Below are 16,951 nucleotides of genomic sequence, written 5' to 3'. Positions count from 1 at the left end.
GCCTCTACTGAACCCTGATACGCGGATTGAGAAACGCGTAGCCGACGTCGGAAATCAGCTGCGTGATCAGCACGATGAACACCGAGACCAGCGAGCAGCCGAGCAGCAGGTCGATGTCGTTGTTGCCGGCGGCCTCGACCAGCGTGTAGCCGAAACCCTGGTAGCGGAACATCACCTCGACGATGACGACGCCGGTGAGCAGCCACGGGAACTGCAGCATGATGACGGTGAAGGGCGCAATCAGCGCGTTGCGCAACGCATGCTTGATGACCACGCTGCTGAAGGACAGGCCCTTCAGCCGGGCGGTGCGGATATATTGCTGCGTCATCACCTCGACCATCGAGGCGCGTGTCATGCGCGCGATATAGCCGATGCCGTAGATCGCCAGCGTGATCACCGGCAGCGTGAAATTGTAGAAGGTTATGCCCTGGCTGGCGGACGCCGCCGAGCCGTTCAGCCAACCGAGCCAAGATGCGAAGATGACGGTGAAGATGACGCCCGACACGTATTCGGGCGTCGCCGTCGAGGCGATCGAGGCCACCGACAGCACGCGGTCGGTGCGCGAGCCCTCGCGCATGCCGGCGAGAATGCCGATCAGCAGCGAGATCGGCACCATCACCGCCAGCACCCAGAACATCAACAATCCGGTGGCGCCGAGGGCCGGGAACAGCTTGGCCGCGACCGTCGTCTTGAACTTGGTCGAGCAGCCGAAATCGCCCTGCAGGACGCCGGAGAATTGCGGCTCGGCCGGGTCGTTGCAGAACGAGAAGCGCTGCGTCGTCTTGCCGGTCGCCGGATCGGTGATCGGATGCTTCGGCAGGACCCCCAGCCACTGGCCGTAGCGCACGAAGAAGTTCTGCCGGTAGCCATGATTGACCAGCCAGCTTTCGAGCTGGTCGGCTGGCGTGTGCATCTCGGTCTGGCTGATCGCCAGTTTCTTCAGATTGGGCTCGAGATTGACGAGAAAGAAGACGACCAGCGTCAGGCACAGCATCGTGAGCAGTATCGTGCCGATGCGTCTGGCGATGAATGAGAACATGTGCCCCCCTGCCGGCCGGGTTGGGGTCAGATACGTTCAACCCTGTTTCGAAAAGCGGATGACGCCCCGCCGCCGCTGCAGGATATGCAACGGCGACGAAGCTGCAAATACGAGGGGCCGCGGCCCCTCGTATCCATCGCGCTATGGATCATGCCTGCTCGAGCCAGACCTTGCCGAAGTCGTGCTCGTAGGTGGGGTGCATCGAGTGGTTCTTCACCTCGGGCTTGATGTTGATGTAGAGCTTGCGCCAGTAAGGCTGGATGATGATGCCGGAATCTTGCAGGGTCTGCTCGATATCCTTCATCACAACCTTGCGCTTCTCCGCATCGGCAATGCCGAGCGCCTCGTTCACCTTCTTGTCGAAGTCCGGATTGGCGTAGGCCGTCTCGTTCCAAGCTTCACCGGTGCGGTAAGCGATGGCGATCACCTGGATGCCCAGCGGGCGCATGTTCCAGTTGGTTTCCGAGAACGGATACTTCGTCCAGTCGTTCCAGAAGGTCGAGCTCGGCAGCACGGTGCGCTTCACCTTGATGCCGGCTTCGCGCAGCTGGGCGGCGATCGCGTCCGTGGTGTTCTTGTGGTAGTCCTCGTCGTTGCTGATCAGTTCGTGCTCGAAATCGATCGCGCCGGCCTCCGTCAGCATCTGCTTGGCCTTGGCGATGTCGCGCTTGACCTCCGGCAGCTTGACGTATTCCGGATGGATCGGCGCGACGTGGTGGTTTTCGGCCGGCGTACCGGCATTGCCGTAGCCGAGCTGCAGCACGGTGGCGTTGTCGACGGCAAGCAACATCGCCTGACGAACCTTCTGGTCGTCATAGGGCTTGTGGGTGATGTTGAAGCGCGACACCACGGTGGCAGCCGTCACGACTTCCGAGACCGGAGCGCCGACGTCGGCGATGATCTTGATGTAGTCGGCGGTCGTTTCGTGGTTGGTCTGGACTTCGCCCGACTCGAAGGCAGAGACGGTCGCGGCCGGATCGGTGCCGTAATCGATGAACTCGACGCCGTCGAGGAAGGCCTCGCCCTGCCACCACTTGCCGGTCTCGCGGCGCTTGTAGACCACCTTCTGGCCGACGTCGTAGGAGACTAGCTCGAACGGACCGGTGCCGATCGGGCAGCTCTTGAAGTTGGCGCCCTTCTCGTCGAAGGTCTTGTGCACGACCAGCGCCGGATAGTCGCAAAGGTTCGGGATGATGGCGATGTCGGGCTTGGTCAGCTTGAGCTTGACGGTCATGTCGTCGACCTTGACGACGGAGCCTTCGCGCAGCTTCTTGGTCGTGTCGTCAACGAGGCTGCCGAGGCGGCCAGGCATCGAGTTGCCTTCCGCGCCCTTATCCGCCCAGCGCGTGAAGTTGTAGATCACGTCGTCGGCCGTGAACTTGTCGCCGTTGTTCCATTCGACGCCCGGCCGCACATGCAGCGTGTATTCGGTGGCGTCGTCGTTGATGTCCCAGCTCGCCAGCAGATACGGCGCGAAGGTATATTCCTTCGTGTATTTCACCAGCGGCTCGAGCGCCTGGCGCTCGGCATTGGAGATTTCGGACCAGTCGGCGGTGCGCGGATCCTTCGGATCCTTGATCGACATCGCGACCTTGAGCACGCCGCCCTTCTTGCCCTGCACGTCCTCGGCCCGGGCCGGGGTCGGCGCGGCGAGGCCGAGCATGCCATAGGCCATTGCCGTCGATGCGCCGAAGACGCTGGCCATAGCCAGGAATTCGCGGCGGTCCACGCCGCCCGATTTGGCTTCTTCAGCCATTTTCAGGATGTGATCGGGAACACGATCACCATTGCTCTTATAGATTGCCATGACTTACTCCCATTGTTGGCTTTCCGCCTTTTAACATTCCGCATCCAGACCGTGATGTCAAAACACGGTGTGGAGTAGGAACATGCCAGGGAATGTGCATCTTTGGCTACAACCCGGTTCGCGCGTTAGCGACAGTCTTGACGCAAATTTGTTATCGCGAGGCGGATTTCCAAAAAAATCGTTGCGGGCGATTAAATCAATACATTTTATACGGATAACGGCCCCGTCCCCGCGGCGGACAGCCTGCTGGGCAGACACAGAAGCGCCGGCGCGGCCTCAATATTCGCGTTCGTAGAAGACGCCGCCCTTGGCTTCGCCGGCATCATTGGCCTCGCCGCGCAGCTTCACGCCGCGACCGACATTGAGGTCGATCGTGGCCTTGCCGGAGCCCGGCTTATCGCCCTTCTGTATGGTCACATAGGTGCGGTCGTTAAGGTATTTGCCGGCCGAAACCGCGGTGCCGCCCTTCTCGTCCGTCGTCACGTCGAGATCGTCGACGCCGATTGCGTTGCGCAGGCTGTCGAGCAGCGAGGTCGTGCCGCCGGCGCCTGCCAATTGCGCGGCGGCGTCGGCGAGCTGGGCGATCTGCAGCGGTGACAGTCTGGACATGGATTGACCGAAGATGAGCTGCGCCAGGACCTCGTCCTGGGGCAGCGCCGGCACCGAGGAGAAGTTGAATTTCGGATCGGTCGCCTCGCCGGAAACCACGATTGTCACGGTGGCACTGCTTGTCGTGGTGGTCGCGGTGAGATTGAGGTAAGGCACCAGCGATCCCTGGAACCCGACCGTGCCCTCCGTGAATGTCAGCCGTTTTGCAAGGATCGTTAGCCGTCCGCGCTGCAAGGTGAAAGTGCCCACAGCCTGCGGTGACGACGCCGGGCCGGTTAGTTTGAGCGAGCCGCCGAGCTCGGCGTCGACGCCCCTGCCCTGGATGAAGATCTGGTTCGGCGCGTTGACCGTCACGTCAAGCGTCAGGCCGCTGCCGCCCTTGCTGCTGCCGCTGGACGTTGGCGGGCGCAGCGCCTTGTCCTGTGCCCGCACGGCGCGTGGCGCGTTCTTGTGCTTGACGTTGAGTTCCGAGAGTGACCCGGGCAGCTTGTCCGGAACGGTGATGACCGTTCTCGCCAGATTGATGGTGCCGGCGATCACCGGTGCCGAGACCAGCGGCCCCTTGACGGTCAGGTCGCCGCCGAGATTGGCGGTCACTACCCGGCCGTCGGTGTAGCGGCCATCGCTGAGCTTGATCGACAGGTCGGCCGGGAAGCCTTGCGCCGGCGTGATGCCCACCGTGCCGCTGGCCGACAGGCTGCCGCGCGTCGACAGCTTTCCGGTCAAGCGATTGATCCTGGCGACGCCGCCGCCGATCGAAACGTCGGCGTCGATATCGTTGACCGCCAGGCCGGAACGCGCATCGATAAGGCGCGCGCCGGATGTCGTGACTTTGCCGCTGATCACCGGCGCGGATGCGGGACCGCGCACCTGCACATCGACATTGGCAGTGCCGTTGAGCGCCAGACCTTGCGCGGCGAGCTTGGCGGCAAGGAAGGAAAACGGCACCTTGCCCTTGAAGTCGAGCGCCAAGGTGGGCGTGCCTGCCGTCGCCACCGTGCCGCCACCCTTGAGACCGAGGCCGGCGCCATCGCTGATGTCGGCATCGAAAGCGAGCTTGTTGCCGACGAAGGTTCCCGACGACGACACATTCATGCCGCCGAGGCCGGCGCCGCGCGTCTGCGAGGTCTGCACGCCGGAAGCGTCGATCTTGAAGGCCGCCGATGGGGTCGCCGGCGCGCCGGTGACCTTGACCGTGCCCGAGACCGAGCCGGCCGCGTCGAGACCCGGCGAGAAACTGTTGGCGAGCGAGATCGGCACCCGAGCCAGATTGGCGTTGATGTCGAGCGTCTGCGCGACCTTGCCCGTCACCGTCGCCGTGCCGCCGCCGAGATTCAGCACCAGCCGGTCGAGCGTCGTCACCCCGTTGGCGATGGTCACGGTCGAGGCCTGCGCGATCGCGGCCTTGATGCCCTGCATCGTCGCTTGGCCCGACGCGAGCTCGACCGTCGTCGTGCCGTTGGCGATCCTCACCCGGCCGGCTGCCTTCGCCGGGATGTTCTTGACGGTTGCGCCGCCGGAAAAACCGGTCCAGTCGCCGTCGCGCTTGAGATCGACATCGATGCCGGTGACGGCCGTGCCGCCGGAAGTCACGCTCTCGGCGCGCACCGTACCGGCAATGACCGGTGCTGCCATGTAATTCGCGATCTGCGCGTCGATGGCGACATTCCTGGCGGAGAGATCGCCGCGCTTGATCTCGGAGGTGTTCGCCTTGACGGCGACATTGGGTCCGTTGGCTGCCTTGGTAAAAGCGATCGTGCCGCGCACATTGCCCTCGGCTTTTTCCAGCGCCAGCGCGGCCAGCGGCCCGATATCGGGCAAGTCGAGCGAAACGGTGCCGACCGGCACGAAGGCATCGTCGAGAGTGAGATCGCCGGCAATCTTGTTCGGACCGAGCGACAGCAAAAGCCCATTGATCGCGCGGCTGCCATTGGTCGTGGCGAGCACTGCGCTGCCTTGCAGATTCTGCCCGGCGACATTGCCGGTGAGTTCAACATTGGCCGCCGGATTGGCGGCATCGGCCTTGCCGCTGGCCGTAAGCCTCAGTCCCGTGATCTCGCGCGCCGCCACGGAAAGCCGGTCGCTGCTCACCGTCATCGACAGGTCCGGCGTGGTGACCGGGCCTTGCGCGTTCAAGACAAAGGCGATGGCGCCCTTGGCGTCTTTCGACAGCCCCGAAACATCGCTCAATGCGCCTCTGATCCCGGCGGCCAACCTGCCGTCGGCAAGGCTCGCCTGCCCGTCGGCGCTGAGCGCGCCGGAATTCAGCTTCAGCCCGTCGACATTGACATTGCCATTGGCATCGCGCTTCAGCGAGGCGCTCAACGCAGCGCTCTCGCCAAGCATGCCGCGCACCGCCGCCGGTAAGGCTGAAGAGGCGACATTGGCGTTCATATTGAGGTCGACCGAACCGTCGCCCAGCGATATCCGGCCGGCGACCTGGCTGTTGAGCGCATCGCTTCTCAAGGAGCCGCTGTCGACGGCAACGGCATCGGTCGTCAGGCGGCCATTGACCTTGGCCGTGACCTTGCCGGCGATCAGCGGCGCGATCGTCGGATTGTCGAGGCCAATCCTGTCCACCGACACCGTGCCGGAAACCTGACCTGCCCGCCCCTTGAGGTCGAAGGCATCCGAATGCAGCGCCAGGATGAGGCCGTCGACCGTCGCCTGGCTGGCGGCAATGGAAGGAAGGATCGCGGACACATCGAGCCGCGCCTGCGTGCTTTCGCCCGCCATCTTTGCCGACAAGGACTGGACGGCGATCTTGACCGGGCTTTGGGCGCTGCCGACGGTCAACGGCAGGCTGGCTCCGGATGAGGTAAGATCGAGAGAGAAATCGCTGGCGCCGTTCGGGTTGAGAGTGCCGGCGGCCTTGCCTGAAATCCCTTCGCCCGAAAGCGTGGCGTGGTCCAGGGCGACGCCGCCCGCCAGCGTGTAGGTACCGGCAGCGTCCAGATCCAGCGGCCCGAGCCCCGCCTGCCGGGTCTGGCTGGTCTCGGCGCCCGCCACCTTCGCGTCGAACTGAATGTCGGGATTGGACGATGGACCCGTGACGTGTGCCGTGCCTTCCAGCGTTCCGGCCCCGTCGAGGCCGGGCACGAAATCATTGGCGAGCGCCAACGGGAGGTTGGCGAGATTGGCCGTCAGGTCCAGTGCCTGACCGGCGCTCCCGGAAACCGTTGCCGAGCCGCCGCCGAGATTGAGCGCGAGCTTCTCGATGGCGGTCACGCCATTGGCGATGGAGAGGCTGGAAGGCTCGGCGATGGCCGCCTTGATGCCGCGCACCGTCGCCTCGCCGGAAGCGATTTCCACGCTCGTCGTGCCGTTGGCGATCTTCACCCGGCCGGTGGCAGTGGCCGGAATGCCGGACGCCGTGGCGCCGCCGGTAAAGTTCGTCCACTCGCCGTCGCGCTTCAAGTCGATGCCGATGCCGCTGATGACCGTGCCGCCGGAGGTCACGCTATCGGCCTTGATCGTGCCTGAGATCGCCGGCCCTTTCAGATAGTTGGCGATCAGCGCGTTGACGGTGATGGCTTTCGCCGCCAGATCGCCGCGGGCGATCGACGTGCTGGTCGCATTTACGGTGACGGTCGGCGCCTCGCCGTTCTTGGCGAAGGCGATCGTGCCGTTGATATCGCCGGTCGCGCTCTGATTTGCGAGCGCCGCGAGCGGTCCGATGTCGGGCACGGCAAGCGTCAGCGTGCCGAGCGGCAGGAACTTGTCGTCGAGCGCGAGATCGCCCGAGACCTTGTTGTCGCCCAGCGCCAGGCTGAGACCCCTGATCGAGCGCTTGCCGTCGGCCGTCACCAGCGAGGCTTCGATGTCCAGCGCCTGCCCCTCGGCGCTGCCCGTCAGCGAGATTTCGGCGGACGGGTTGGCGATGTCGGCCTTGCCCTTGGCCGAGAGTTTGATGTCCTTCACGGTGCGGCCGGCGGCCGTCAGGCTGGCGCTGTCTGCTGAAACGGAAAAATCCGGCGCCCAGCGCGGGCCGCTCGTGGTCAGCGCGAAATTGACCCCGCCGGCAAGCGGCGTGCCGGCGAGCGACGACAGTGGCGAGACATCGCCCAACGTGCCTTTGACGCTGGCCTGGATATCCGATCCTTGCATGCTGCCGGTACCGCTGGCGCTGAGCGAGCCGGAACTGATCTCCAGCGAATTGGCGGCGAACGCGCCTTGCGGATCGCGCGTGGCGGTGGCCGAGAATTTCACCCGCTCGCCAAGCAGCGAGCTGATCTGCGGCGGCAATGCCTTCGAGACGGTGTCGGCATTCATCTTCAGCGTCATCGACAAATCGGCCAGCGCCACATTTGCCGTCAGCCCGGCATTGAGCGCATCGCTGCGCAAGGTGCCTTTGTCGATGGTTACGGTCTCGCGGCTGATCGTGCCGGAAAGGTCCGCGGCGAGCTTGCCGGTCACCAGCGGCGCCAGCGTCGCGACGTCGGTCTTCAGGCCGGCGGCCGCGAGCCTGATGGCGACCGGGCCGCTAACGGTCTCGATGTCGAAGCCGTCGGAATGGATCTCGCCCGTAATATTGTTGAGCTGCGTGCCGCCGACGGCGACCGAAGTAAGCGACGTGCCGATATCGACCATCGGCGCCTTGCCGTCGCCGAAGGCGCGCACCGTGGCCTTTTCGACCGCGACCAGGATCGGAACCGCGCTGTTGCCGACATCGACGGTGACCGGCTTGTCCTTGGCGGAGAGCTCGACCGCCAGGTCGCTGGCGCCCTTCGGATCGACATTGCCGGTGGCAGTGCCGTGCACCGCATCGCTCTCTATGATGGCCTGCTCGATATCGATCCCACCCGACGCGGTGGCCGTTCCGGCAAGGTCGAAGCTCGTCTTACCCGCAAACAAAGCCTTTATCTTCTCCGGCAGGAACTCTTCGAACTGGCCGTCGCCCTTGGCCTCGATGCGGTGGCCCTTGTCAGTGAGCTGGTGCCGGCCGGTCAGTTGGCTGACGATCCGACCGTCGACCATGAAGGTGCCGACGCCGCTCCAGTTGGCCAAAGGCCCGCCGCCGGAAACGACGATGTTGACGGGCGGCGCATCCGGCAGCTTGAGCAAATTGGCGATGATGCCGCCGGCCGGTTCCGACGCCTTGAGGTCGAGGTCGAGCTTGTTGTCGGCCGGCGCAAAGTGGATCTTGGCGTCGACATTGCCTTGCTTGCCGTCGTGGCGGCTGACGTTGAGCACGCTTTCGATCGCCAGCGGCGACGGATCGGCCTTGAGCGAACCCTTGGCGGCCAGTTCGGCGATGCCGCTGCCGGCAAGCTCCTGTCCAAGCGCGATCTCCGGCAGGTCGATCTGCTTCACGTCGATCGACACCGGCAGGCTGGACGAGCCGCCTTGCGATGGCTGCTGGCTCGGCTGCGGCAGCCGCGCCAGCTCGATGCGCTCGGCGGCTAAGTGATCGGCATTGAAATTCCAGGACAGCAGCGCCGCCGGCGACCAGTCGAGCGCCACCTTGCGCGCCACCATCCAGGGGCCGGCGCGGTCTTCCAGCACGATGTGGTCGACCCTGAGCGCGCCCGACCAGATGCCTTCGATGCCGCTGACCGTCACCTTGCGGTTCTCGCTCGAAGCCACCTTCGAAATCAGGCCGGCAAGATTCTGCCGGCCGCCTTCGGTGCCGGTCAGAACGACAAGCGCGCCGATCGCCACCACGAGCAGCACAAGCAGCGCGTAGAGGCAGATACGGAGGATGCGCCAGACCATCTTCATCGTCAGAACGCCTGGCCGATGCCGGCATAGATGCCGAAATGCGGATCGCCCGGATCGCGGTTGAGCGGCACGGCAGCGTCGATGCGCAACGGCCCGAAGGGAGTAATATAGCGCAGGCCGACGCCGGCGCCGACCTTCACATTCGAGAAATCGGGGAAGGATTTGGTCGAGACCGTGCCGGCATCGACGAAGGGCACGATGCCGATCGTGTCGGTGACGCCGATGCGCATCTCGACCGAGGTTTCGAAGAAGGAGAGGCCGCCGATCGGCTGGCCGTCAATGTCTTTCGGGCCGATGCCCTGATATGCATAGCCGCGCACCGAACCGCCGCCGCCGGAATAGAAGCGCCTGTCGGCCGGCACGTTCTGCAGCCCGGTGCCGACGATCGAGCCGAGCGTCGCGCGCTCGGCGAGCACGAACCGGCTTGCCGTGTCGAGCGACTGGTAGGTGTAGCCCTCGCCCTTCAGCTTCAGGAAGGTTGCGCCATTCAATATGTCGTAGCTTGGCTCGGCATAGGCTAAGAAGCGGAAGCCTCTGGTCGGGTTCAGCTTGTTGTCGCGGCTGTCATAGACATATTGCAGCGGCACGCTGGCGATCAGATAGGTATGCTTGCCGAAGGCGTCGGTGATCCTCGAATAATCGAGGTCGAACTCGGCCGACACCCGCTGCTTCTTGTCGAGGTCATAGGAGACGCCAACATCGCCCTTGACCGAGAAATGGTCATAGGCATCGGGGTGTTCGAACACCGTCTTGATGCCGGTGAAGAACTTCGACGTCGGCCCGAGCACCCCCGGCTTCTCGAACATGACGCCGGCATTGTAGTTGAGCGCGGAAAGGCTGTTGCTGCCGATGCCGCTGATCGACCCGTCGATGCGCAGCTTCTCCGCCTGGCCGAACAGGTTGCGATGGCCCCAATAGCCTTCGAGCCCCAGGCCTTCGGTATTCGAGAAGCTGCCGCCGACGCCGAAATAGCGCGGCTTGCGCTCGCTCACCTGGACGCCGATCGGAATGTTGCCGTTGGCGTCGAGCCTGTCGCCTTCCTTGATCGTCACGCTGTTGAAGACCTCGAGCCCGAGCAGCCGGTCGCGCGCATCGTCGATCTCCTGCGGCGAATATTGCTGGCCCCGTTTCAGCCCGGTCATGTATTCGGTGAAGTCGCGATCGACCTTTTCCGTGCCCTCGACCGTCGTGGCGCCATAGCCGGCGACCGGGCCGGCGGCCACCGTCAACGTCACGTCCAGCGTCGAGCTGGTGTGCTCGGCGACGATCTCGCGGTTCGTGACCCTGGCAAGCGGCCTGCCCTCTTCCTTCAGCGCCCGCACGATCAGCAGTTCGGCCTTGAGCACTGCGCCTGAACCGGCATCGCCGCCGGCGATCAGGCCGAAATCGGCTGCCGCCAACCCCGCCGCATCGCCCTTCAGCCGGATGTTGCCAAGCGTGAATTTCGCCCCGGGGGAAACCGTTATGACCACCGGAATGGGCTGTGGCCCTTTGAACTCGGCATCCGGCGGCAATTCGTCGATCGACTTGCCCTCGATCGTGATGGTGACCACGCCTTCGTAGCGAGCATCGGCGTAGAGGGCGGCGACGAGCTGTTCGCGGTCGCCGCGTGCCTTGGCCATCAGGCCGAGCGACCCCGACACCGGATGATCCTCGTCATTTTTCAGCGCCGAGGCGTTTTCGAGCCTCTTGATCAGATCCTTGTCGGCATCAGGCGCATCGATCGTCACCGAGTAGCGCAGCGGATCGACGATGTCGGCATCTTCGTCCTTGGACGAGCCCCAAAGCTTGATGCCGAAAATCTCGAAAGCCGCCGCCTGCCGCACCTCTGCGGTCAGCACGGTCGAGCAGACGAGCGCGAAAAGCAGGGCGCGCGGGAGCCCGCGCCCTGGCGCGATCCCCTTTGACATCTGCGTTTCATGCGCCGGCATTAAGACAACCTAGTCGACAAAACTAAAATTGGAATGAAGTTCCGCAACGTTCGTAAAGGGGCCACAATCCAATTGTCTGAAATAGACCGGGCTTGGAATTCACACCTTTTGCATTTTCGCAAGAATGTGTGATCCGTCTCACAGAGGTTCTGTCGAAATACCGGCCTTTGGCCGGCATGGAAACCGTTCGCGGGTGATAAACCTGCGGCGCTCCGGCGTTGACAAGCCTGCACGAAGCTTGATCATGCCCGGACGCTGGCGATGTCTGGAGGGTGGTATGGCAATGCGCGCGGCTCGTGGTCTCTCTTTGCTTCTTCTCATCTTTTTCGCCCTCGGCGGAGCGGCCTTTGCGGCAGAAGCCCGGCGAATCGTGACGACCGATAATTCCGACTATTTCGGCTTCGACCTGAGGTCGGAGCAGAATGTCAGCCTCGACCAGTGCAAGACCGCATGTCTCGGCGATCCCGCCTGCCGCGCCTTCACCTACAACACCAAGGCCAAATGGTGTTTTCTCAAATCCGACTATAACCAGTTGAAATCCTTCACCGGCGCAGTCGCCGGCAAGGTCGCCAATGTCGACGGCGATCCCGATATCGGCGCTCCGCCGGCACTGGCTTTTTTCCCCAACTGGATGGCCGACCAGGCCCAGCAGTTCCGCAACAAGCTGACCGATCCGGCCTATGACAAGCCGACCGAAGGGCTTGCCGCCCTGCAGGCCGCCGCTGAGCAGGCATCGCTTATCGGCGACCATCGCCTTGCCATGCAGAAATACCAGGCCGCGGTCTCGGTGCTGCCCGATGACGGCGCGCTGTGGCTGGCGCTGGCGCGCGAGACGCTTGCCGTGCAGCCGGCGTCGAACACCACCGAACCTTCGACTTTGCCGATGAACGCCACCTCGGCGGCCTTCAACGCCTACAAGCTGGTGCGCACGGCAAAGACCCGTGCCGAGGCGCTGGCGCTGCTTGGCGCCGGCCTCGACAAGCGCGACCTCTACAGGCCCTCGCTGCAGGCCTATGAGGCGAGCCTTGCGCTGGTGAGCTCGCCGGCTGTCCAGGCCGACTACGCCGACCTCAAGGCGCGCAAGGGTTTTCGCGTCGTCGAGCACACCGTCGACGCCGATTCCTCCTCGCCGCGCATCTGCGCCCAGTTTTCCGAGCAACTGGTCAAGACCGGGGTCGATTATTCGCAATTCGTGACGTTGGACAACGCCGCGCCCAAGGCCGTCGAGGCCAAGGACAAGCAGATCTGCGTCGAAGGCCTGGAACACGGCCAGCATTATGACGTGACCTTCCGCGCCGGCCTGCCGTCGGCGATCGGCGAGACGATCGCCGCGCCCGTCGTGCTGTCGATCTACGTCCAGGACCGCGCTCCCTCCGCCCGCTTCACCGGAGACAGCTTCGTGCTGCCGGCCGGGGCGCGCCGCGGCATCCCGGTCGTCACTGTCAACATGAACGCCGCCAAGATGACGCTCTATCGCATTGGCGATCGTTCGCTGGCGCAGCTTCTGTCCGGCTATCAGTTCCTGCATCAGCTCGACGGCTATGACATTTCCACCATTTCCGACCAGATGGGCTCGCCCGTCTGGTCGGGCACGCTCGAAATCGCCAATGATCTCAATAAGGAGGTTACCACTTCGTTCCCGGTGGATGAGGCGATCCCACAGCGCAAGCCCGGCGTCTATGTGCTGACCGCGCAGCCGGTCGACGACAAGAGCGACGACTATGGTTCACGCGCCACGCAGTGGTTCGTCGTCTCCGATATCGGCCTTTCCACCTATACCGGCCAGGACGGCCTCAACGTCTTTGCCCGTTCGCTGGGCTCGGCCAAGCCGATCTCCGGCGCCGAATTGACGCTGCTTGCCAGGAACAACGAGATTCTCGGCACGGCGACCACCGACGCCGAGGGCCACGCCGTCTTCAATCCGGGCCTCACCCGCGGCGAGAACGGCATGGTGCCGGCCGTGCTGATGGCCAAGCAGGGCGACAACGACTTCGTCTTCCTCGACATGGGCAAGGCCGGCTTCGACCTGTCGGATCGCGGCGTCGAGGGGCGCGCCTCGCCAGGCGCCCTCGACGTTTATGCCTGGACGGAGCGCGGCATATACCGCGCCGGCGAGGACGTTCACGTCGCGGCCCTCGCCCGCGACGGCGCGGCAAAAGCGGTCGAGAACCTGCCGCTGACCTTCATCTTCACACGTCCAGACGGAGTCGAGAACCGCCGCATCATCAGCAATGGCGAGTCCGCCGGCGGCCACGCCGTCGACCTGCCGCTGGAGGCCAACGCCATGCGCGGCACCTGGACGGTGTCTATCTACACCGACCCCAAGCAGTCGCCGGTCGCCAGCCAGATGTTCCTGGTTGAGGATTTCGTGCCGGATCGCATCGAATTCGACCTGACCGCCGACAAGAAGGAGATCGCCCAGGGCGAGACCGCCAACGCTACCGTCGACGGCCGCTTTCTCTATGGCGCGCCGGCCGCGGGCCTCGCGCTGGAAGGCGAGCTGACGCTGTCGACCACAAGCACCTGGGACAGCTTCAAGGATTTCACCTTCGGCCTGGCCGACGAGCAGTCGGGCGAGCCGACCGTGACGCCTCTCGCCAACCTTCCGGTGGTCGGCGATGACGGCAAGGCGACTTTCCCGGTGACGATCGACCAGTTGCCGTCGACCACCAAGCTGGTCAACGCCAAGGTCACCGTGCGCATGCGCGAGGCCGGCGGCCGCGCCGTCGAGCGCTCGCTCGACATCGGCGTTCGCCCCCAGCGCGACGTCATCGGCATTCGCCCGGATTTCGAAGGCGATGAGGTGCCGCAAGGCGGAACCGCCAAGTTCAGCATCATCGCGGTCGACCCGAACGGCAAGCGCGAGGAGCTGAAAGGCGCGCAGTGGTCGCTGGTCACGGTCGAGCGGAACTATCAGTGGTACCGTTCCAACAATTCCTGGAACTACGAAGCGGTCAGCCTCACCAAGGCCGTCGCCAATGGCGCGGTCGACCTGAAGGCCGATGGCGAGGCGACCGTGTCGCTGCCCGTCGACTGGGGCCGCTACCGGCTCGAGGTCGAGACGGCCGATCCCGACGGTCCGGCGACCAGCTATGAGTTCGACGCTGGCTGGTACGTCGCCTCCACCACCACCGAGACGCCGGACGGCCTGGAGATCGCGCTGGACAAGGACACTTATGCCGCCGGCGAAGTCGCCAAGCTGAAGGTCTCGCCGCATTTTGCCGGCGAGTTGCTGGTCACCATCGGCGCCGAGAAGCTGCTGAAGACCGTCACCGCTTCGGTGCCGGCCGGCGGCAGCACCGTAGACATCCCCGTCGGCGCCGACTGGGGCGCCGGCGCCTATGTCACCGCGACCTTGTTCCGGCCCGGCGACGCGCAGGAATCGCGCATGCCTGCCCGCGCCATCGGCATCCAATGGCTGTCAGTCGATCCTGGCTCGAAGAAGCTGGCGGTCAGCCTGACGCCGCCGGAAAAGACCGTGCCGCGCCAGCAGCTGTCGATCCCGGTCGCCGTCAGCGGCGCTCAGGCCGGCAGCAATGCCTATGTGATGGTGGCTGCCGTCGACGTCGGCATCCTCAACCTCACCAACTACAAGGCGCCCGATCCGGAGGACTGGTTCTTCGGCCAGCGCATGCTGGGGCTGGAGATCCGCGACCTCTACGGGCGCCTGATCGACGGCTCGCTCGGCGCCATGGGCAAGATACGCACCGGCGGTGATGGGGCGAACATGCAGGCGCAAGGCAGCCCGCCGACGGAAAAGCTGGTCGCCTTCTTCTCCGGCCCGGTCGAGCTCGATGCCAATGGCAAGGCGCGCGTCGATTTCGACATCCCGCAGTTCAACGGCACCGTGCGCGTCATGGCCGTCGCCTGGACCAAGGATGCGGTCGGCCATGCCCAGACCGACGTCATCGTTCGCGATCCGGTGGTGATCACCGCCGGCCTGCCGCGCTTCCTGGCGCCGGGCGATGCGGCGACCATGCGCCTCGACATCGCCGACACCGACGGCCCGGCCGGCGACTATGCACTTTCGGTCACCACGACCGGCGACCTGTCGACCGGCGACAAGCCACTGCCCGAGAAGCTGACTCTCGCCCAGGGCAAGCGGCAGTCGCTCTCCTTCCCGCTGGTCGCCAAGACCGCGGGCGACGCCTCGGTCACAGTCAAGCTCGCGCATGCCGATGGCACGGAAGTCGAGCAGACGCTCTATTTGCCGGTGCGCCCGGCGCAGCTTCCGGTCACCAACCGCATGGTTGTTGACCTCAAGCCCAATGACGGCTCGCTGCGCGTCGACAAGGAACTGCTTGCCGCAAGCGTGCTCGACGGCGCTTCGGTCAGCGTCGGCGTCTCGCAGTCGTCCGCGCTCGACGTGCCGTCGCTTCTGATGTCGCTCGACCGCTACCCCTATGGCTGCGCCGAGCAGACCACCAGCCGCGCCATGCCGCTGCTCTATGTCAACGACATGGCCAAGAGCATCGGCATGGAGAGCGATCCGGACCTGCATGGCCGCATCCAGGACGCCATCTACAAGGTGCTGTCCTACCAGGCGGCAAGCGGCAGCTTCGGCCTCTGGGGCCCCGGCTCCGGCGATCTGTGGCTCGACGCCTATGTCACGGAGTTCCTGACCCGGGCGCGTGAGCAGAAGTACGATGTGCCGGCGCTGGCCATGAACCAGGCGCTCAACAACCTGCAGAACGCACTCGGCTACGACCAAGACGTCCAGGACAAGGGCAGCGAGATCGCCTATGCGCTTTACGTGCTCGCCCGCAACAAGAAGGCCTCGATCGGCGACCTGCGCTATTATGCCGACACGCAGCTCGAAGCCTTCTCCAGCCCGATGGCCGTCGCCCAGTTGGCGGCAAGCCTGGCGCTCTATGGCGACGCGCAGCGTTCGGAAGCTACCTTCCAGACGGCGCTCAGGCTGGCGAAGTCGGAAACCGACTACGACTACTACCGCTCGGACTACGGCTCGCGGCTGCGTGACGGCGCGGCGATGCTGGCGCTGGCGGCAGAATCGAAGCCGGTGCCGAGCATCATGCCGCAGCTGATCAAGCTGGTGGGCGTGGCACGCGCGGACGCCCGCTGGACGAGCACGCAGGACGAATCCTGGATGCTGCTGGCCGCGCGGGCGCTGAAGGAAGGCAATGATTCCATCACGCTTTCCGTCAACGGCGCGCCGCATTCGGGCGGCTATTCAGACCAGGTCGCCGGCAGCGAGCTTGTCGACAGCCCCCTCACCATCGCCAATACCGGCGCGACGCCGCTGCAGGCGGTGGTGACCGCGGTCGCCGCGCCGGTCGAGCCGCTGCCGGCCGGCGGCGACGGTTTCACCATCGCGCGCACTTACTACAAGCTCGACGGCACCGAGGCCAATGTCACCGAGGCCAAGCAGAACGAGCGCTACGTGGTCGTGCTCAAGGTCTATGAGCAGAACAAATGGCCGTCGCGGCTCCTGATCACCGACCTGTTGCCGGCCGGCTTCGAGATCGACAATCCGAGCCTGGTTTCCAGCGCGCAATTGTCGAACTTCTCCTGGCTGGCGCAAACCGACGCCGCGCATCTTGAGTTCCGCAACGACCGCTTCGTCGCCGCTTTCAATCCGAACGAAGGCGACGGCGACCGCAACATCACGCTGGCCTACGTCGTGCGCGCCGTGACGCCGGGCACCTACGCCCATCCGGCGGCGACGGTGGAGGACATGTACCGGCCGCAATACTCGGCCCGCACCGCCACCGGCGTGATGGAGGTGAAGGCCGAGTAGCGATGACAAGGTCGCTGATATCTCCCTTCTCCCCGTCTCCATACCGGGAGAAGGGGCCGGTTCACCCTCCGAAGCTGCAGCGTAGC

At 64.7% G+C, this 16,951-nt stretch carries 5 protein-coding genes; 1 reads left to right on the top strand and 4 read right to left on the bottom strand.

What is annotated here, in order from left to right; genetic code table 11:
- Nucleotides 1-4: 4 nt before the first annotated feature.
- The 4 genes from FJ423_RS04530 to FJ423_RS04515 all read right to left on the bottom strand — a co-directional run bounded on the left by FJ423_RS04530 (nt 5) and on the right by FJ423_RS04515 (nt 11,107).
- Nucleotides 5-1,039 (bottom strand): ABC transporter permease, encoded by a 1,035-nt coding sequence (locus tag FJ423_RS04530; protein ID WP_095768933.1) that lies wholly within the window; start codon nt 1,037-1,039, stop codon nt 5-7.
- Nucleotides 1,040-1,187: 148 nt separating this feature from the next.
- Nucleotides 1,188-2,846: an ABC transporter substrate-binding protein gene (locus FJ423_RS04525; RefSeq protein ID WP_140839585.1), complete on the bottom strand. Its 1,659-nt coding sequence runs from the start codon at nt 2,844-2,846 to the stop codon at nt 1,188-1,190.
- A gap of 276 nt (nt 2,847-3,122) precedes the next feature.
- Nucleotides 3,123-9,176, bottom strand: a complete 6,054-nt coding sequence (locus FJ423_RS04520; RefSeq protein WP_140839583.1) for a translocation/assembly module TamB domain-containing protein — start codon at nt 9,174-9,176, stop codon at nt 3,123-3,125.
- Nucleotides 9,177-9,178: 2 nt separating this feature from the next.
- A complete protein-coding gene (locus FJ423_RS04515) occupies nt 9,179-11,107 on the bottom strand; it encodes an autotransporter assembly complex family protein (protein WP_140839581.1) in 1,929 nt (642 codons plus the stop codon).
- A gap of 277 nt (nt 11,108-11,384) precedes the next feature.
- Here FJ423_RS04515 and FJ423_RS04510 point away from each other — a divergent pair, with 277 nt between their 5' ends.
- Nucleotides 11,385-16,865 (top strand): alpha-2-macroglobulin family protein, encoded by a 5,481-nt coding sequence (locus FJ423_RS04510; protein WP_140839579.1) that lies wholly within the window; start codon nt 11,385-11,387, stop codon nt 16,863-16,865.
- Nucleotides 16,866-16,951 lie beyond the last annotated feature (86 nt).

Source organism: Mesorhizobium sp. B2-8-9 (genome assembly GCF_006439475.1).
Lineage (GTDB): Bacteria > Pseudomonadota > Alphaproteobacteria > Rhizobiales > Rhizobiaceae > Mesorhizobium.
The sequence above is the reverse complement of the archived record's forward strand: the minus strand, read 5'-3'. Positions and strand labels throughout refer to the sequence as shown.